General features: G+C 34.8%; 19 protein-coding genes. 6 read left to right on the forward strand and 13 right to left on the reverse strand.

Features of this window, described 5'->3' with window-relative positions; genetic code table 11:
* Window positions 1–172: 172 nt before the first annotated feature.
* The 12 genes from LQV47_RS19545 to LQV47_RS19600 form a co-directional block, all read right to left on the reverse strand.
* Window positions 173–1945 carry an OstA-like protein gene (locus tag LQV47_RS19545; protein WP_230040609.1) on the reverse strand — a complete coding sequence of 591 codons (1773 nt, stop codon included), beginning with the start codon at window positions 1943–1945 and terminating at the stop codon, window positions 173–175.
* 3 nt (window positions 1946–1948) lie between these two features.
* The gene (locus LQV47_RS19550) at window positions 1949–2422 is read right to left on the reverse strand and encodes a transcriptional repressor (protein ID WP_027374694.1); all 474 of its coding nucleotides are present in this window, start codon (window positions 2420–2422) and stop codon (window positions 1949–1951) included.
* Window positions 2423–2489: 67 nt separating this feature from the next.
* Complete coding sequence (locus LQV47_RS19555) at window positions 2490–4484, reverse strand: KUP/HAK/KT family potassium transporter (RefSeq protein ID WP_230040611.1); 1995 nt, start codon at window positions 4482–4484, stop codon at window positions 2490–2492.
* 114 nt (window positions 4485–4598) lie between these two features.
* Window positions 4599–5579 (reverse strand): pyruvate dehydrogenase complex E1 component subunit beta, encoded by a 981-nt coding sequence (locus tag LQV47_RS19560; protein ID WP_047488092.1) that lies wholly within the window; start codon window positions 5577–5579, stop codon window positions 4599–4601.
* A gap of 101 nt (window positions 5580–5680) precedes the next feature.
* The gene (locus LQV47_RS19565; protein WP_230040613.1) at window positions 5681–6298 is read right to left on the reverse strand and encodes a hypothetical protein; all 618 of its coding nucleotides are present in this window, start codon (window positions 6296–6298) and stop codon (window positions 5681–5683) included.
* Between the two features lies 1 nt (window position 6299).
* Window positions 6300–6797 carry a sigma-70 family RNA polymerase sigma factor gene (locus LQV47_RS19570; RefSeq protein ID WP_230040620.1) on the reverse strand — a complete coding sequence of 166 codons (498 nt, stop codon included), beginning with the start codon at window positions 6795–6797 and terminating at the stop codon, window positions 6300–6302.
* A gap of 101 nt (window positions 6798–6898) precedes the next feature.
* On the reverse strand, window positions 6899–7318 hold the full coding sequence (locus LQV47_RS19575; protein WP_230040622.1) for a DUF2147 domain-containing protein: 420 nt from the start codon (window positions 7316–7318) through the stop codon (window positions 6899–6901).
* A 136-nt stretch (window positions 7319–7454) separates the two neighbouring features.
* Entirely contained in the window at window positions 7455–9398 is a 1944-nt protein-coding gene (locus LQV47_RS19580; protein ID WP_230040624.1) for an LTA synthase family protein, read from the reverse strand.
* An 86-nt stretch (window positions 9399–9484) separates the two neighbouring features.
* Window positions 9485–10336 carry a lysylphosphatidylglycerol synthase transmembrane domain-containing protein gene (locus tag LQV47_RS19585; RefSeq protein WP_230040626.1) on the reverse strand — a complete coding sequence of 284 codons (852 nt, stop codon included), beginning with the start codon at window positions 10334–10336 and terminating at the stop codon, window positions 9485–9487.
* Complete coding sequence (locus tag LQV47_RS19590) at window positions 10333–11274, reverse strand: glycosyltransferase family 2 protein (protein WP_354961293.1); 942 nt, start codon at window positions 11272–11274, stop codon at window positions 10333–10335. The genes LQV47_RS19585 and LQV47_RS19590 overlap by 4 nt, the downstream gene beginning before the upstream one ends.
* Window positions 11271–12884, reverse strand: a complete 1614-nt coding sequence (locus tag LQV47_RS19595; protein ID WP_230040628.1) for a glycosyltransferase family 39 protein — start codon at window positions 12882–12884, stop codon at window positions 11271–11273. Before LQV47_RS19595 ends, LQV47_RS19590 begins: the two co-directional genes overlap by 4 nt.
* Before the next feature lie 77 nt (window positions 12885–12961).
* Window positions 12962–13708: a hypothetical protein gene (locus LQV47_RS19600; RefSeq protein ID WP_230040630.1), complete on the reverse strand. Its 747-nt coding sequence runs from the start codon at window positions 13706–13708 to the stop codon at window positions 12962–12964.
* A 244-nt stretch (window positions 13709–13952) separates the two neighbouring features.
* Here LQV47_RS19600 and LQV47_RS19605 point away from each other — a divergent pair, with 244 nt between their 5' ends.
* The 5 genes from LQV47_RS19605 to LQV47_RS19625 are packed head-to-tail and all read left to right on the forward strand — an operon-like array spanning window position 13953 to window position 17031.
* Entirely contained in the window at window positions 13953–14666 is a 714-nt protein-coding gene (locus tag LQV47_RS19605; RefSeq protein ID WP_230040631.1) for a CDP-alcohol phosphatidyltransferase family protein, read from the forward strand.
* Between the two features lie 59 nt (window positions 14667–14725).
* Window positions 14726–15490, forward strand: a complete 765-nt coding sequence (locus LQV47_RS19610; RefSeq protein ID WP_230040633.1) for a 3'-5' exonuclease — start codon at window positions 14726–14728, stop codon at window positions 15488–15490.
* 3 nt (window positions 15491–15493) lie between these two features.
* The gene (locus LQV47_RS19615; RefSeq protein WP_230040635.1) at window positions 15494–15916 is read left to right on the forward strand and encodes a DUF2007 domain-containing protein; all 423 of its coding nucleotides are present in this window, start codon (window positions 15494–15496) and stop codon (window positions 15914–15916) included.
* A gap of 11 nt (window positions 15917–15927) precedes the next feature.
* Window positions 15928–16533, forward strand: coding sequence for a fumarylacetoacetate hydrolase family protein (locus LQV47_RS19620; RefSeq protein ID WP_230040636.1), 606 nt, complete (start codon window positions 15928–15930; stop codon window positions 16531–16533).
* Window positions 16534–16593: 60 nt separating this feature from the next.
* Window positions 16594–17031: a universal stress protein gene (locus tag LQV47_RS19625; protein ID WP_230040638.1), complete on the forward strand. Its 438-nt coding sequence runs from the start codon at window positions 16594–16596 to the stop codon at window positions 17029–17031.
* Between the two features lie 84 nt (window positions 17032–17115).
* On the opposite strand, the gene LQV47_RS19630 is transcribed toward LQV47_RS19625, so the two are convergent.
* On the reverse strand, window positions 17116–17349 hold the full coding sequence (locus LQV47_RS19630; protein ID WP_230040640.1) for a hypothetical protein: 234 nt from the start codon (window positions 17347–17349) through the stop codon (window positions 17116–17118).
* Between the two features lie 42 nt (window positions 17350–17391).
* On the opposite strand from LQV47_RS19630, the gene LQV47_RS19635 reads away from it, so the two are divergent.
* Window positions 17392–18297 carry a DUF6427 family protein gene (locus LQV47_RS19635; protein WP_230040647.1) on the forward strand — a complete coding sequence of 302 codons (906 nt, stop codon included), beginning with the start codon at window positions 17392–17394 and terminating at the stop codon, window positions 18295–18297.
* Window positions 18298–18301 lie beyond the last annotated feature (4 nt).

The following is an 18301-nucleotide window of genomic DNA, read 5'->3' on the forward strand; positions in this document are numbered from 1 at the left end:
TATAATAATATTAAAAAATAAAATAATTATATCAAAAAAAATCGCAACTAAAATGTGAATATTGCTTATAAATCAAGGAAAAAAATCAAAAAAAACAACAAATATCACTAATTAGTGAGTTTATGTGAATATTGGAATTTATTTTTTGTAATAAAATTAAAAAAAGTCCGTTTCACAAATTGTGAAACGGACTTAAATCTTTTATTTTTCGGACTCTTTTCGGCTTCTTTGCCTCTTCTTTAGCTCTTTCTTTTTCTATAGCATTTTGAGCTTCATCATAGAGCTCACTGTCTCCGGTATATTTTATTTCTTCGTTATTAGGGGTATCTACAAGAATATCCTGCCATTTCCTGATCCTGTCTTTAGTATTCCAGTTAAAGTCGGGGAACTTTCTTTTTGCCGGTTCTATTTTACTCATAGGGTAAGTGTCTGAAGTAGCTCCGATACTGCAGGAAATAATCTGCAGTCCTTTCTCTTCAAACAAGGCACCAATAATACCGCAGGCTGAGAGCGTGATTCCTATTCTCTCCGGTTTTTTAGTCTCCTGATCTGTATCATCTACATACGCAATAGACTGTGCATTCCCCACTACTCTTGCTTCTTTAATGTCATTATTTTCATAGTAGACAGTCATAAATTTTCCTTTCACCTGATTGAACTCGTCTTTTAGGTTCAATGAATCTACTTTACTGATCGCCAGAGCATTTCCAATAACCTTCAGTGAGTCTATATTTTCATTTTTGGTATTAAAATAGGCTTCTACTTTATCTCCTGTCACCTGTTTTTCTCCGCTCCAAAGAATAGGTTTCGTATACATATGCATGACTCCGTCTGTTTCATTAAAAGCAATAGAATCTGCTCTTCCCTGGGCATTTGATTTGTAAATACGGGCCTTTTTATAAGCTCGCAGAAAGCTTTTCTTTACGTTGATATCTAAGGAATCGGGTCTTTGGTAGGAAAGGATTTTTTCTGCTGCAAAATAAATTGAATCTTTTTCCATTACTTTTACAGCATAAGGGCTTTTGGTCATCATGGCAGAATCTTTTTTCTCAAAAATCTCACCATAGCCTCCTTTGATATACCTTTTTTCCTTAGGATCATCAAGTGTTACATTCCCTGTTGCTTTACCGAAACCGGTAAGCTGGTTGAAATACATGTCATCACCGGTAAGGATTTTGTCATTGTAAAAGATCTTGGAATTTTTATTCAGGAAAGCTTCCTTCGTTTCCATTCTGTAGGTACCTCTTTCCGTATATATCCTGTTTTTAGGATTAGCTCTGTTTGTAATGGTGGTAGGACCAAAAAACTCAGCCACTTTAGTATTCTGATTCTGCTTGATATTGACACCTTCGATAATATATTGTGCATTGTCTATTTTAACATTGCCTACAAAGTCAATCATCTTGGTGTTCAGAAAATAGGTGGCAGACTTTGTATACATTACATTACCCTGGCTGTCATTAATTGTTCCGCCGGTATTAAAGTAAGCCTGGTTGGAAAGCCTGTCATAATAAAGAATATCCGTTTTTATAGTCTGTTTGGGATCTGTAAGGACAACGTTTTTCCGGGCAACTCCCTTCTGGGTGTTACCGTCATATTCCATTTCTCCTGCTGTAATTACTGATCCGTCTGTGTTTTGAAGTCTTGTATTGCCTATGGCTTTTACAAAATTTTCTTCATTATACAGCACCACTTCGTCTGCAGTAAGGACAGATCCCTGATGTTCGATCTGAACATTGCCGGTAAAGTATTGGTTACCTTCGTATTTTGCAGGGTCTTTTATAATTTTATCCGCATGGATAATTTTTATTTTATCTTCGGGTCTCTGCGGTTGTGGTTTTGCCGTTGAAGGAGTCTGCAGATACGGATCTCTTTTCACAGGAGTTTTATCCTGCGCAAAGCCAAGCGTAGAAATACAGAGTAACAGAAAAAGGATTATTCTCATTAATTAATCATTCTTAGTGCCATAGAAATATAGCGAATGAGAATCAATTTTTACGCCAAATGCTTCTTCAATGGCTTCTTTGATTCCTTGAATTCTCGGGTCACAGAATTCAATAATTTCTTCAATTTCTTTATCAGAGTCTTTTTTATAGATCACAAGGTGATCATGCTGCTTATCAAAATAAGACTTCTCATAAGATGAAGAGGTTAACGTTTTTTCTCCAAACTGATGCTTACGAATAAGGCCTGCATCCAGGAAAATCTCAATAGTATTGTAAATAGTCGCTTTGGAAACATGATACTTTTTCTGCATCATCAGAAGATACAGATCATCAACGTTAAAGTGATGATCCATATTATAAATCTCTTCCAATATCGTATATCTCTCAGGTGTGTTTCTAAACCCTTTTTCTAATAAGTAGTTTCTTAAAACATCCTTGATCAAAGCTATATTCTTTTCTTTTTGTACTGTATCCATTAAAAAAATTATCTACAAATTTATCGATTTTTATTTAAATAGATAGTATGGTTGTATACCCTTACGTTTAAGAATTGTGACGGAAGTACCCGGATTGCTCAATTTTATTGTCGTAAACGGTAAGTTCTGTAATCGGTGCAGATTCTACTTCAACGTTATGAGAAGACACTCCCCAAGCCTTAAAGTCATCACTTCCTATATACTTCACAAAGTTGTAAATATTAAGAACAATCTTCTGTTTAACAGTTAAAAGAATATCGTTAATATATGTATTATCTATAATTACATACTTCAAATCCGGCGGTATATCATGAGCTCTCAGAGAAGGGTGACTGCTTCTTGAAGGGATGGTACCATCTGCCATTAAGTCTTTCAGTACCATATTGAAATAATCATTAATTCTTCTGTCTACTTTAAACCCTAAAAGGAAATTAACTTTATAAACCGTCCCCGGAAGAATTTCGTCTACCGTATATTTGAATGTATATGGATCTTCCTGATTGACAATACTTAGAATAAAATAATGATCAGCTCTTTTCGGCTGTTTTTTAATGATAGAATAGATAATTTTTGATTCTACCTCATCATTTCTTTTTGCTCTGCTCAGATAAGCAAGATTGGTTGCATATTTTGGAATAGTCTCATCCAGTTTCATATCTTTAATGATAGATACATATTTATCTATTCTCACAAACTGGATAAATCTTGTTTTTATTAATCTTCCATTATACCATGCGTACATGGATATTCCTATAGAACCAGCCAGTACAACTGTAATCCAGCCACCTTCCATAAATTTAATAATATTGGCACTGAAGAAACCTAATTCAATAGCCATATATACTAAAGCAAAAACAAGTATCAGAACTTTGCTTACTCTGTGTTTTAGTAGCCAGAAAACCAGCAGAACTGTTGTCATCAGCATCGTTACTGTAATAGAAAGACCATAGGCCGCTTCCATTTTTCCTGATTCTCTAAAATGGAGAACTACAATGATACAAAGAATTAAAAGTCCCCAATTGATTCTTGGGATATACATTTGTCCTTTAACTCCGGAAGGATAATCAATTTTCTGATTAGGCCATAAATTAAGAGACATTGCTTCTGAGAAAATGGTGAAAGAACCTGTAATTAAAGCCTGGCTCGCAATAATTGCAGCAGCAGTGGCTAAAATTACTCCCGGTATAATCATCCATTCTTCCATAATTCCAAAGAATGGGTTTACTACAGAAAATCCAGGTTTATTATAATTGGTTAAAAGCCATGCTCCCTGTCCAAGATAGTTTAAAATAAGCATAACCTTAACAAATGCCCAGCTTACTCTTATATTTTTAGCACCACAGTGGCCCAAATCTGAGTAAAGAGCTTCTGCCCCGGTTGTACAAAGGAAAACAGCACCAAGAATAATAATTGCACTGGGTGAATTTGCGATAAGCTTATATGCATAATAAGGGTTGAAAGATCTTAAAATTTCAAAATTTTCACTCAAATGCATTACTCCTAAACCACCTAGCACCAGAAACCAGACAACCATAACAGGGCCGAAAAACTTCCCTATAAAGCTGGTTCCAAATTGCTGCACCACAAAAATAACAATTAAGATTCCAATCGTAATGGGAACAACAGGGGTGTGAGGATTGTATATTTCAAGACCTTCAATTGCTGACATTACAGTAAGTGACGGTGTAATCACTCCATCTGCAATAAGTGCCGCTGCTCCTACGATTGCAATAAGATAGAGCCATCCTTTTTTAAGGTTTCTAACTAATGAGAACAAAGCCAAAATACCTCCTTCTCCTTTGTTATCCGCTCTTAAAGCAATGATTACATATTTGATGGTAGTCTGAAGCGTCAACGTCCAGATGATACAGGACAACGCTCCTTCTATGTATTCGTTGAAAGGCATATTACTACCTCCTGCCCGTGCATTCACAATTGCTTTCATCACGTAAAGCGGTGATGTACCGATATCTCCGAAAACAATTCCTAAAGAGACTAAAACTCCAATAAAGGAAAGTTTTTTTATATCAAAATGATAACCATCTTCTGTAACGTCTGCCATGTCAGCTTATTTATTTTTAAACGGGCAAATTTATATTAATTTTATGACTCAACGAACTTTTATTCATGAATATAATAAATGAAAAAACTTCCTTTCGGAAGTTTTTCTCTATTATTACTTAACGTACATTGCTTTTTTAATTTCCTCTTTTACTTTTTCAAGCTTAGGGAACCATTCTGCAAACAGGGCTGCAGAATAAGGTGCAGGTGCATCAGGAGTGGTAATTCTCTTGATTGGAGCATCTAAATAATCGAATGCTTTTTGCTGTACCATGTATGTAATTTCTGAAGATATTGAACCAAATGGCCAAGCCTCTTCTAAGATAACTAATCTATTTGTTTTCTTTACAGATTCTAAAACGGTATCAAAATCAAGAGGACGAACTGTTCTAAGGTCAATAACTTCTACAGAAATTCCTTCTTTAGCCATATCTTCAGCCGCCTGAATAGCCAGCTTCATGATTTTACCGAAAGAAACCAAAGTAACATCTGTACCTTCTCTTTTGATATCTGCCTTTCCTATTGGTAAATAGTATTCTTCTTCAGGAATTTCCATTTTATCTCCATACATCTGCTCAGATTCCATGAAGATCACCGGATCGTTATCCTGAATGGCTGTTTTCAATAATCCTTTTGCATCATATGGGTTAGAAGGTACTACCACCTTAAGTCCGGGACAGTTGGCAAACCAACCTTCAAAAGCCTGAGAGTGGGTAGCTCCCAGCTGTCCTGCCGAAGCAGTAGGACCACGGAAAACGATTGGGCAGTTCCACTGTCCACCACTCATCTGACGGATCTTTGCCGCATTATTGATAATCTGATCAATTCCTACCAGAGAGAAATTGAATGTCATAAATTCTACGATTGGTCTGTTACCATTCATTGCAGCTCCCACAGAGATTCCTGTAAATCCAAGTTCTGCAATCGGTGTATCGATTACTCTTTTTGGACCAAATTCATCCAGCATTCCTTTTGAAGCTTTATATGCACCATTATATTCTGCAACTTCCTCCCCCATCAGATAGATGGATTCGTCTTTACGCATTTCCTCGCTCATTGCCTGTGCAATTACCTCACGAAAAGTATATTCTGCCATATTTTCTTGAAAAATTTAGACTACAAAAATAGTGTTTTTTTATTATACACATCATAAAAAAGGTGTCTCATTTGAACGAGATACGTTAATATTAATTTTATTTAAATTGCTTTTTCTTCCTGATAGCCGAGTTCTTTATAGTTTTTTCTAAGATCCTGAAGAATTTTCCCGTAGGTTCTTTTATATACTATATACAAAATGTAAAAGGTGACCATCAGGATAATTCCAAAAATAACATAGTTTCCAAGCACCGGTATTATTGTTTCAGAATCGACAGGTAATACTTTAGTACCGCCCCCACTATTCCAGCCGTCTTTTAAACCTGCCATAAAATCCCTGGTATTATGATCAAAGTGAATAATATTATCTGTAACAGCTAAGAGTAATGAAATAAATGCATATCCAAAAATAAGCCTCCTTAAGTTTAAAATACTTTTCATCAATGTCATACTATCCTGCCCGCTTTTTATTCTGCGGAAGACGAAAACAATTAATCCTGTAAAAATCAGAAACATCATTATTCTTACATAAGGAAATTCTTTGTTCAGATATCCATATACAGTCCACAGTATCATTTCAACCAGTCCTACAAACAACAATATTCTGGTTATAGAAACAGATTTATGCTTTATCATTTTATAAATCTCATTTTCCGAGTATTCCTTAAATTCTTCCGATTCTTTATTCCAGTCTTTTTTTAGCAATTCCAGTTCTTCCATATTATTGTATGCTTATTTTGGTTTTTAAGTTATTCTTTGCTCTGTTCATTTTTACTCGTGCATTTCCTTCTGTTATTCCAAGGATCTCACCTATTTCTTTATAAGGCCGATCTTCCAGGTACAACATGATTAAGGCTTTTTCCACATCAGAAAGTTTATAAATTGCTTCGTACATTTTTTTCAATTGATGCTCATCATCTTCATAATTCTCATATTCAATTGTAAGAGATGAGACATCCACTTCTACAGTTTTCATTTTTCTGTTTCCGGGACTTCTGAATAAAGTAATTGCAGTATTAAGCGCCACACGGTACATCCAGGTAGAAAATTTAGATTCCCCTTTAAATCCAGGAAATGATTTCCACAGCTGTATGGTGATTTCCTGGAAAAGGTCTTCATGGTCTTCAGTATTATCGGTGTATATTTTACATATCTTGTGGATTAATTTTTGATTGGGTTTAAAAAAATCCACAAATAATTTCTCCTGTTTTGCACTCATACCCTATAAGTGGGGAAATTTCATTTTCGTTACAGTTTTTTTTACAAAAAAACGACATTCCATTTCTGAAATGCCGTCTTAAAATTCTATTTAAACTTAAATTAATTAGCTTTCTCCCAAACCTGGGTTCTTCCTAATAAAGATAATCCTAAGTAACCTCTTACATTTAATTTATCTCCACTTTTGGTAATGGTACATTTGTAGGTTTTTCCTGTTTTAGGATCCGTAATACTTCCTCCTGTAAATTCATCACCTTCTTTTTTCAATCCTCTGATAATTTCTAATCCCAGAATTGGTTTACCTTTTCTGTCATCCTTGCAAGAGGTACAGTTCGGATCAGCTGGTTTTATAAGTAACTGAGAAACCTTCCCATAATATTTTCCATCTGATTTTTTAAATATTTCTACAATAGATTTAGCTTGCTTAGTTTCATCATCTATTGTTTTCCATTTGCCTTCTATCTGTGCGAATGAAAGCACACTGAATAGTGAAAGCGCGAATGTTAATAACAGTTTTTTCATATTTCTTATCGTTTTAATTCTGATACCGTAGTCTTTCCTACGTATTGATAAAAATATAAATTAATTTTCAACAAACAAAAACTTTTGTTATACAAAGCATAAAACGTAAGAAACTTTCTTTATTTTCATTAGCGTCCTACCTTGCTGTCTTTTTAGGCTCACTCAGTTTTCTGTTGATCACTCTATTCATATAATCCTGATACCAGGCTTTTGCCGTTTGTTTTCCTTTTTCTATTTCAGGAGTTTTAAGCTTACCTATCAAATTATTTTCAAGTCCCAGATCACTTTTATCATACACTCCTATGATCTCTTTACCATCAAAACGATAGATATAGTTCCCAATAATAAACTGCTCTGAAGTTCCGTCGGAATTGACTACAATAGAGGGATACTTTTTTTCACTTACTAAGCTTCTTCCCCAGCTTCTTAAAGGTTTATTATAGCCGATAAGGTCTGCTAAAGTGGGATAAATATCGATCTGCTGAGCCGTCTCTGGATTTTCTCCCTTAAGCTGGTATTCAGGGTTGGGAGAATAAAAAATCAGCGGAACAGCAAAACGGTTCATGGCTTTTTCATATTCCGGATAGTACACCTGATTGGTATGATCTCCTGTAAAAACAAAAATTGTATTATTGAACCAAGGTTGTTTTTTAGCTGTTTCAAAATATTTTTTTATAGCATAATCCGTATACTGAATAGGTTCATGCATTTCTATTTTTCCTTTTTTAAATTTCCCCTGATATTTTTCCGGAATTTTAAAAGGGTGGTGAGATGAAGCCGTAAACACGGTAGTCATAAAAGGTTGTGTTTTTCCTACATTTTTAGCAAAATACTGAAGGAATGGCTCGTCCCATATAGCCCACATACCGTCAAAATCTTCATCATGGTTGTATTCTGTCTTTCCAAAGTAATGTTTAAATCCTAAAATATTTCCAAATCCGAGAAATCCCATTGAACCGTTGGGTGCACCATGATAAAAAGAAGTATCATAGCCTAATTCATTACACACCGAGACAATAGACTGAATTTTCTGATTGGAATAGGGTGATCCTGTAAAAGCATCCGTAAGACTCGGGATACCGGCCAATACGCTGCTCATCCCATGGATAGACTGTCTTCCATTCGCAAATGCATTAGGAAAAATAAGACTCTGTGTTGCTAAGCTATCTATAAACGGAGTGTAGGAAATATAGTCTTTGATATTTTTATCTTTATTAAAAGCCCCGGAATACTCGCGCCCGAAGGATTCTACAATAAAGATAACAATATTGGGGCGGTGTTCTACTTTCCTGTCGTACACTTTATAAGGCTGCACATTTTCCTCAATATATTTCTCATCTACAAAATGAACTTCTTTAAAACTATTGGTACCCAATGTTCTGAAAAAGGAGAAAGTACTGTTCAAAACTACATTTCCCTGAAGTGGATTGGTTACAAAACGGTTGGCATCTACCATATTGATAGGTCTTGTACTGTGCTTAAAGTCACCACGGATTCCTCCTACTACCAAAACGGCCGTAATACATAAAATGACGATGGAGGAAAGGAAATAAGGCAATAGTTTTGCCGGTTTCTGCTCCTCAATTTTCAGTTTTTTATATAGAAATACCCATAATCCCATCAAAACAACAAACCATATCAGCACAAAAGGATGCTCACCTACAGAGATCATGAATGTTTTCGAAAGATTAGACTCGTGCTCTGCTACCTGCAATGCTGCTGAAGTAAGCCTCGACTGTGAAAATTTGTAGTAAATAAAATCACCAAAATTCATTGAATAAGCAATCCCATTGGTCACAAAATAGATCCAGAATAGAATTTTCTGAAACATTTTTTTTGTATTAATCACCAAAGGCAGCAGACTTAAAAGTATAAACAATGAATTGACATACAAAATTGCAGTCGTATCAAAAGCTATCCCGTGATACGCCAGCTTTATATAGTCCGAAACCGAATCAATTTTTATCAGATCTTTATTAAAATACCAGAATAAAAATCTAGAAATCTGATAAAAAACATAGGTTAAAAAGATCCTGTACCCTAACACCAGAATCTCTTGTTTTCTAAATCCCTTTTTCATTACCTGCAAAGGAAATTAAAATTATTTACATACAAATAAAAAAATATTCAAATAATAAATTTATCGTGAATTATCCAATATTAAAATTAATCTATTTCTGTTTTAAATTTAAAATTATAGAAACAGATACCAATAAGGGCAACAATAGCTGTAATAAAAGAAAATAATAGGGCCGTAGAAACAGAAATTTCAGCATTAAAGGTAAAATATTGTGCCGCCTTCATAAAGAGCCACTCTCTTACTCCCAACCCCGAAAAAGAAATGATACTGAGTACCGCACTGATGAGGAAGACTATAAAATAGATCCAGACCCCTTCGACCTGGGTGAATGACTTCAAAATAAAATAGATGGTAACAAGCTGGAGAATCTGCACTCCTAGTGAATACAGCAGTGCCCGGTAAAATATTCTTTTGAACCCGGGAAAGTATTTTGTACAAAAAAGATGGGCTGCAACAATCGTAAGACTAACCGCAGGAATTATTAACAACTTCAATGCACCATCCAGAATTAAGAATGTCAGCATCTCGATTAAAAGGATGATTGCCAACAACCCCGAAAGCCTGTCACTAAATACAGAGCAGGTTAATTTCTTCACACTCCATCCGAATTTTTTATTAAGGATATACACTTTATAAGCATCTCCCCCTATTCCTCCGGGAATACAAAAATTATAAAACATCCCCACAAGGTATAATTTCAGGTTATCTATCTTATTAATAAGAAAATTTTCTGCATGAAAATACAATAAAAGTCTCTGGGATGAAATGAGTTGAGAGACGGTAAAAGCGATAAGGGCAGGCACTAAAAAAAGAAAGTTACTGGCTGTAATACGGTCCCAGGCATCAGAGAATGAGATTTTCCTGAAAACAAGATACAAAAGGAGCAGGCTAACGCCAATCTTCAGGAGTGTAATGACTATTTTCTTCAGTTTTTTCAAAAGACAGATACTTTACGGATATTAAAAGGCCTCTTTTTTTGAGATTCATAATAAGTCTTCATAAGCAGATCTATAATAATACCTGTAGTAAAAAGCTGGATTCCTACAAAGACCAGGAGAATTCCTAGAATCAATAACGGCCTTCCTCCAATTGAATATCCCATAAACTTTTCAATAAGCAGATAGATATTGATCAGCATTCCGGATATAAAAGTAGCAAGTCCTATATTCCCGAATAGATAGATCGGTTTCTGGAGATACTTTTGGTTAAATAATAACAAAATCAGATCATTGATAACCTTTGTAGTTCTTCCTATTCCATATTTTGAAACCCCAAACTGTCTGGCATGATGCTTTATGGGCACTTCTGTAATTCTTGCTCCGTTAAGATGGGCATGAAGTGTAATAAACCTGTGGGACTCTCCATAAAGATCAAGATTTTTGGCTGTTTCACTATTAAAGACTTTCAATGCACATCCATGATCCGTTACATTGAGTTTCGTGGTTCTCCTGATGATAAAATTAGCTATTTTGGAAGGAAAGGTTCTTACCAGATTATCCTGTCTTTTTTGACGTTTTCCAATCACAAGATCATATTCATTTTCATTAATCTTTTTTATCATCATCGGAATATCGGAAGGATCATTCTGCATATCCCCATCCATTGTTATAATATGATCTCCTGAAGCATAATCTATACCAGCCATCAGTGCAGAACTTTGCCCATAATTTTTTGTCAGTTCTATTAAAACTACATCAGAAGCAGCTATCTTTTTAATAGCCATCGCTGTCCTGTCTGTTGAAAAATCATCAACCAGGATAAGTTCATAGCGGTACTCTTTCATGATATCCTTAACGGTATTAATGAGCAGCGGAACATTTTCTTCTTCATTATAAAGAGGAACCACAATAGAATAAAACTTATCTGGATTCATCATAAGGTCATGATTTTATAAACATAATGGATTTTTCTATCCGTATAATTTTTAGAATGAGGTCCTTCTTCATTGTCATCAAATACCCCGATATAAACAGGTTTCCAGCCTAAATCTTCCAATGTTTTTAAAGTTTCAGGTTTATTGGAGTTCATGGCAATATAAAATTCCTTATCAGCCGGATATGTTTTCGGATTTCCAGGCTGTATTTCTGGCATAAGCTCCTGATATCTAAACCAAACCTCAGGTGAATATTCCGAATAGGTGTATAGTCTTAGATTTTCATGATGAAGCTTAGCTTTAATAATGGTAAGGCTTTTAAATTCTTTATTATTATTCAGCATTTTATCCAAAACAGGAAGTCCAAAAATCCCTGTATAGATCATTAGCACTATAACACTGCAGAAAGCATACTGAAAATTCTGCTTTATATATATGAAGTAGGCAAGGCTTACACAGGTAACGAAAGCCGCTGCAGAAAATAAAACAGTGTTGATTTCAACCGTCAGGGGCAGAAAATATATACCTGCTGAAATAGCCAGTGAAACAATAGCAAGAGCCGTAAATATCGCCTTATTCAGATGAAGCTCCCATTTCTTCAAGTCTAAACTATGAAAGAGATAATGGAGGTAATATCCTGTAGTGGCAGCAAGAGGTACCATCATAGGAAAAAGGTAACGTTCTTTTTTTGAAGGAATAAGTGAAAGTAAGATTAATGAAAACAGAGTCCAGTAAAAGAAAAGCATATAAATTTCAGGTTGCTTCACTCTTTTTTTTACCATTGGAAAAACAAGTCCTACCACAGAGTAAAAAATCCAGACTCCGGTTTGTACAGGAAAGCTTAAATATCTTGTAAACGGTTTTGCATCCCGGTTTTCTCTGGCTAAGGCTTCTTTTTTCATAATGGCCAGGAAGGTGTCAGAATCCGCAAGATAGATATAAAGGTACCATGAAAACCCAATCAGGACCGCAATGACAGAACATAAGGCAATTCCTTTAATGTCCACCCATTTAGGCATTCCAAAAGTAATGACATACCCCATAATAAGAGGAATAAGTAATACATAAGGGCCTGTAGGACCCTTACTTAATATAGAAAGTCCAAAAAACACTCCCGCAAAAAGATAATTAGGAATAGATTTTATCTTTTTCAAGGCTAAAAGAAAATAATAAATCCCAATCACCATAAAGCTGTAGCTATAAATATCCCAGTTGGCTCTTCTTCCTACATAAATTACCAGAAAATTGGTAACTAAGACAAGGGATGATATAAGCGCAATATGGGTATTCTTTGAAAGAAGATCGACAATTTTATAAAAATATATGATCAGCAGCATACAGGATAATGCGGCCGGAAATCTTAAAGCAGCGATATTATCAAAACCAAAAATTTGTCCCATCCAGGCACTCAACCAGGTAGGAAGTGGTGGTTTTTCATATCTTGGAATACCATTCATGGTGGTGAAGATCCAATGTCCTTCTTCGGCCATTTCCCGTGCAGAAACAAAATTCCTGGCTTCCATAATATCTACGTATAATTTTCCCAAATGGGCAAAAAGCAGGATAGCAACAGCAACAAGCAGTAAATAAAATAATTGTTTCTGACTTTTCATATACTAAAGCATTTATTGATGTACATCCATTTGTTCATAGTTAAAGGACATTCCTTTACAGTTTGTGTTTTTTATTTTCAATGATTCTCTTTAGAAAAAATTTCTTTTGTATTAAGTGGATTATAGACGATAAGAAACATAGTCAGCGCAAAAGCAAATTCCCAGACTTCCCATTTTCTGGAATGATTAATCAGTAACAGAATAATTGCTGTAACAATGATAAAAAACAGGAGGTGAATGGGTCTGGCTATCGAAATTCCAAATTTGTCTATAAGCTTTTTTATTTTGGGGACCCTGTGCCATACTATAGGAAGAACAAGAAAATAAATCCCGAAACCGATAGACAGCATATTCGAAAACACCAATTTATTAAGCTTTACATGGCCTATCACCAAATTATGAAGATTGGTCTCCTGCTGTGCATTATTTAGCTTGAAAAAATCTGAAGATTGAATTTGGAAAATCCGTTGTCCCCATGAAATTTCTTCTCCTCCGCCGAAAAAAAAAGCCACAGTCATTAAAACAATACTTATTTTCCATGACAGCGTATAATATCCCTGATATTTGAAAAATTTTATCAACAGTATAAAACTGGTGAAAAACAGAAAAATAGAGGTGAGATCTTCGTAAAACCCATCTTCTTCTACAAGATGATCAAAGTATAAAGAATCTGTAAAAAATACATACACAGCGTAAGCAATTGCAATCAAGAGCAAGACGAGAATTACTTTTTCAAAAAAACTCAGCTGTTTTCTATTATCATTTACTTTTTCCCCAATAGAAGATTCTGTAGAACTCTTTTCAGTAATGCTATTTTTTTCCATAGGTTATTTGTTATTTTAATAATTGGCATCCTATAATTCATCCCACTGATCTAATAAATTGCCGTTCTGAAAGCAAAATTATACATGAATATCCTGTCGGTTATTGTTTGAATTTCCCTTTTTATGGTTTTAAGCTCTCCATATTGGGAATTAGCATTATCATCTATATAATTGTAATGCATAACAGGTGTTTCATGAAATTAATATGAAACATTCTAAGTTTTAATTTCTTATTTTTGCAGCTATGAATTTTATTAAAAATAATCTGGCCAACGCCTTAACCCTGGCTAATTTACTTGCAGGCTGTATAGGTGCAATACATCTTATTTTAGGAGATTATCAGACAACGGCAATTTGCCTTATCTTGTCTTCGATCTTCGATTTTTTTGACGGTTTTGTAGCCAGAGCTTTAAAATCAAATTCCAATCTCGGTCTTCAGCTTGATTCCCTTGCTGATATGGTAAGCTTTGGACTGATTCCCGGGCTTACGATGTATAAAGCACTGGAGCCTTTTGGAACCGAACTCTTCGGGCTTCATTTACCCTTTGAAATCAAATATATAGGATTACTGGTTACCCTTTTCTCCTGCTTACGGTTGGCGATCTTTAACCTTGACGAAGAACAGAAGTATTATTTCAAAGGATTGAACACGCCTACCAATACAGTGCTTTTATTCGGATTATATTATGCGTTTAAAGAAACCCACTCTTTCAGCTTTTTATTTGAAAATGAACTCTTTTTGGTTTTATTAACCATTGTTACATCATGGCTTTTAATCAGCCCGATTAAGATGATGGCCATGAAATTTAAATCCACACAACTAAAAGATAACTATCCAAAAATCGTATTATTAGCGGGAGGTATTGCTATTCTGGCCATATTCCGGATTGTAGGAATCCCAATACTTGTCATTTATTACATGTTGGTATCCCTTATTTTCCAGAGACAACTGAAATAAAAAATAAAGCCAGACGGCATCAATACATATTATCACTTATTCAAATTATCACTATCAACATGAATTTAAAACTCCATAAACCGCTTTGTATTTTTGATCTTGAAACAACAGGAACGAATATCGGAAAAGACAGAATTGTTGAAATCTGTATTCTCAAAGTAAACCCTGATGCTTCCAGAGAAAGCAAAACATGGCGTGTAAATCCGGGAATGCCTATTCCTAAAGAATCCAGTGAGATTCACGGAATTTATGACGAAGATGTAAAAGAGGCTCCTACTTTCAGAGAAATTGCCCCTAAAATAATGGAAATGCTTACCGGAAGTGACCTGGGAGGTTTTAATTCCAACAGATTTGATGTTCCTTTATTGGCTGAAGAACTTCTGAGGGTAGAAATTGATTTTGATCTCAGCAAATTCAGACTGGTGGATGCACAGACAATTTTCCATAAAAAAGAACCTAGAAACTTAGGCGCCGCCTACCAGTTTTACTGTGGGAAAACATTAGAAAATGCCCATTCTGCAGAGGCTGATGTAATGGCAACTTTTGAGGTACTTGATGCACAGATAGGAAAATATGATGATATTCCGAATGAAATAGCTCCTTTAAGTGAGTTTACTTTTCACAATAAAAATGCAGATCTTGCAGGTTTTATAGGATATAATGAAAAAAAGGAAGAAGTTTTCAACTTTGGAAAATATAAAGGCCAGGGAGTAAAAGCTATATTCCAAAAGGATCTTGGCTACTACGGATGGCTTCAGAATGCCGATTTTCCATTGTATACCAAGAAAGTTTTTACAAAGATTCAACTGACAGGAAAATTTTAAAAAATGGCTAACCTGATTCTTCTACGATTTCATGATAATGCCCTTGAAGCCAATAGGGATAAGCAGATATTGGCTGAAAATGGGATTAACAGCTTCATTGCCAATGAACAGCTCATCCAGTCGGACTGGCTGCTTTCTCAGGCTGTAGGAGGAATTCAGCTTCAGGTCTTTGAAAATGATTTGGAAAAGGCGAAACAGATTCTTCAGGATTATAAAGATAACGAAGAATATTCGCTGGAGGTAGACCATACTATTGAAAACCCGGAATTCAGTTTTGTCTGTCCGAAATGTGGTTCCAATCATATTTATCAGGATGAAAAACCCGGTGGTATTTTCGGGATCAGCTGGTTGATTATTGGAATTCCGATAAAAATCCCTAAAAACCAATACCATTGTTACTATTGTGGTAGTGAGTTTACCCATTAAAAATAAAAGTTATGAAAATAATCTGTATAGGAAGAAACTATAGCGAGCATGCGAAAGAATTAGGGAATGAAATCCCTGATAATCCTGTCATTTTTATGAAACCCGATACAGCGGTTTTAAAAGGGAATGATTTTTATATTCCTGAATTCTCAAATGATATTCACTACGAGCTTGAAGTAGTGGTAAAAATTTCAAAAGGAGGAAAATACATTCAGAAAGAAATTGCTCACAAGCACTATGAAGAAATTAGCTTAGGAATAGATTTTACGGCCAGAGACCTTCAGAGTGAACTGAAATCGAAGGGCCTTCCTTGGGAACTTGCTAAAGGATTTGATGGTTCTGCGGTGGTAGGGAATTTCTTTAAGAGAGAGAATTATACTCTTAATAAATTGTCATTTTCCCTTCTTAAAAACAAAGAGAAGGTTCAGGATGGTAATACCCGGGATATGATTTTCAGCATTGATGATATCATCGCCTTTGCCTCTCAATATTTTACTTTAAGAGTTGGCGACCTTATTTTTACAGGAACTCCAAAAGGGGTTGGAAAAGTAGAGGAAAACGATATTCTGGAAGCCTATCTTGAGGATGAAAAAATCCTTGATATCCGAATATTATAAGTTATTTAACATCAACTGTGGTAAATTTTTCTTATCTTTAGGTAACAAAATTAAAGGCTTATGATAAATATTGTATTACCCGTAGATTTTGGGGATAAGACAGAACAGCTGGTAGAAGGTGCCATCAAATTTGCCAAACAGCTTAATGGTAGAATTTATCTGATTCATGTAGCTCCATCTGATATCGGATTTGCGATCGGAGATATGGGATTTCAATATTTTCCGGAAGTGGAAGCGAATGAGATCAGAGAAGAACTTGTTCAGCTTAATAAAATTGAGCAGAGAATTATTGCCCATGATATTGATTGTGAACATCTTCTGAAACAAGGACTTGCTAAAGATATAATCATTGAATATGCAAAGGATAAAAATGCTGATTATATTGTTATGGGATCACATGGAAGAAGTGGCATTTATGACGTATTTGTAGGCAGCCTTACAAAAGGACTTACGAAAAATTCGCCTGTTCCGGTTTTAGTCCTTCCTATCCATGACTAAAGAAAATTAAATTTTAATCGTTAGTAATAAAAAAACCGATCAAATAATTTCATTTGATCGGTTTTTTACTATATAACCAATTAATTAACCTTCTTTTTTATAGATTTTTGGATCGTAGTAAGGATTCTTACCTTCCGTAGGAGAATAATAGTCTTTATCTTTATTACCGCCTAATGTAGCTACCAGCACATAACACCAATACGTAAACATCACACAGCAAACGATAAATAAAATCCAGTTTAAAACATTACCAAAGGTCTCAAAGAACCCAAAAGACCATTTGAAAACTTTGCTTAAGAATAGAAAGAAAGACGTCATTATTTTCCTTTTTTAAATTAACTTTGTACAAATTTATAAAAAATGTTTAAATTACTTTCAAAAGAAAGCAATATTTTTTCAATTCCTGTTTATATTGGTTTTCTTCTTTTAGTAGTAATAATATTTAACATACTGAATCTCAATACATATGAGGCTATTGTTGCAGGGATAACTTTTCTGGGAATTGCTTTGGGATATTTTTGTTTTCACAGTATTGCTCTTAATTATCAAACTCATTTGCCGTTATTTCTGTATACGGTTTTTATTTTTGGGCTCTATCCGGGAAATTTAGATATTGGAATTGCAGTTTCCCTGCTTACCAATTCTTTTCTTCTCCTTCTTCTGACCAGTGCGGATGAAGACATCAGAAAAAAGTCATATGTATTGGTGGGCGCTATTGTGGCATTGAATTTTATATTCCTTCCCACTACCTGGCCTATGGCTGTTTTTGTAATCGTCCACGTGGTGGCTACATCTGCAAAAATAGGATTAAACCTTTTCAGGTTTCTGTTAGGAATGGTACTGATTGTATTCAGTTATTTTTCGGTGATGTATTTTGTTCAGTTTACTTCATGGAACATCGATTATTTTCCATTTGGAAGAATGAGACCTGTAACGGATTATACAGAGCTGTTACCATTGACCCCTATTGTTCTTATGCTCATTTATGCAGTATATGACCATTTTAAAAATTATAATAAGAAAAGCCCGATAAGCAGATATAAGTATACATTCTTACTGGTTTTTTCCGTTGCTCAGCTTGTAACGATTATTCTATATATGAATACAAATTATGAATATCTGTTGCTTTTAGCGTTCCCTTCAAGTATTATTCTGAGCAGAATGATGAGATTTTTACCAAAATATTGGATGCGGGAAGCCGGCTTATGGCTTATTATTATCAGTTTACTTGGCTTTAAAGCAGGTACAGTTTTTGATTTATTTTAAAAAA

Origin of the sequence: Chryseobacterium sp. Bi04, assembly GCF_918698085.1 — a bacterium.
Lineage (GTDB): Bacteria > Bacteroidota > Bacteroidia > Flavobacteriales > Weeksellaceae > Chryseobacterium.

Excerpts from the sequence above, each read along its gene's own strand:
- LQV47_RS19545 (WP_230040609.1), bottom strand. The coding sequence starts at position 1,945 with ATGAGAATAATCCTTTTTCTGTTACTCTGTATTTCTACGCTTGGCTTT.
- LQV47_RS19580 (WP_230040624.1), bottom strand. The coding sequence starts at position 9,398 with ATGAAAAAGGGATTTAGAAAACAAGAGATTCTGGTGTTAGGGTACAGG.
- LQV47_RS19565 (WP_230040613.1), bottom strand. The coding sequence starts at position 6,298 with ATGGAAGAACTGGAATTGCTAAAAAAAGACTGGAATAAAGAATCGGAA.
- LQV47_RS19620 (WP_230040636.1), top strand. The coding sequence starts at position 15,928 with ATGAAAATAATCTGTATAGGAAGAAACTATAGCGAGCATGCGAAAGAA.
- LQV47_RS19555 (WP_230040611.1), bottom strand. The coding sequence starts at position 4,484 with ATGGCAGACGTTACAGAAGATGGTTATCATTTTGATATAAAAAAACTT.
- LQV47_RS19635 (WP_230040647.1), top strand. The coding sequence starts at position 17,392 with ATGTTTAAATTACTTTCAAAAGAAAGCAATATTTTTTCAATTCCTGTT.
- LQV47_RS19570 (WP_230040620.1), bottom strand. The coding sequence starts at position 6,797 with ATGAGTGCAAAACAGGAGAAATTATTTGTGGATTTTTTTAAACCCAAT.
- LQV47_RS19625 (WP_230040638.1), top strand. The coding sequence starts at position 16,594 with ATGATAAATATTGTATTACCCGTAGATTTTGGGGATAAGACAGAACAG.
- LQV47_RS19600 (WP_230040630.1), bottom strand. The coding sequence starts at position 13,708 with ATGGAAAAAAATAGCATTACTGAAAAGAGTTCTACAGAATCTTCTATT.
- LQV47_RS19575 (WP_230040622.1), bottom strand. The coding sequence starts at position 7,318 with ATGAAAAAACTGTTATTAACATTCGCGCTTTCACTATTCAGTGTGCTT.
- LQV47_RS19610 (WP_230040633.1), top strand. The coding sequence starts at position 14,726 with ATGAATTTAAAACTCCATAAACCGCTTTGTATTTTTGATCTTGAAACA.
- LQV47_RS19590 (WP_354961293.1), bottom strand. The coding sequence starts at position 11,274 with ATGATGAATCCAGATAAGTTTTATTCTATTGTGGTTCCTCTTTATAAT.
- LQV47_RS19605 (WP_230040631.1), top strand. The coding sequence starts at position 13,953 with ATGAATTTTATTAAAAATAATCTGGCCAACGCCTTAACCCTGGCTAAT.
- LQV47_RS19615 (WP_230040635.1), top strand. The coding sequence starts at position 15,494 with ATGGCTAACCTGATTCTTCTACGATTTCATGATAATGCCCTTGAAGCC.
- LQV47_RS19550 (WP_027374694.1), bottom strand. The coding sequence starts at position 2,422 with ATGGATACAGTACAAAAAGAAAAGAATATAGCTTTGATCAAGGATGTT.
- LQV47_RS19595 (WP_230040628.1), bottom strand. The coding sequence starts at position 12,884 with ATGAAAAGTCAGAAACAATTATTTTATTTACTGCTTGTTGCTGTTGCT.
- LQV47_RS19630 (WP_230040640.1), bottom strand. The coding sequence starts at position 17,349 with ATGACGTCTTTCTTTCTATTCTTAAGCAAAGTTTTCAAATGGTCTTTT.
- LQV47_RS19560 (WP_047488092.1), bottom strand. The coding sequence starts at position 5,579 with ATGGCAGAATATACTTTTCGTGAGGTAATTGCACAGGCAATGAGCGAG.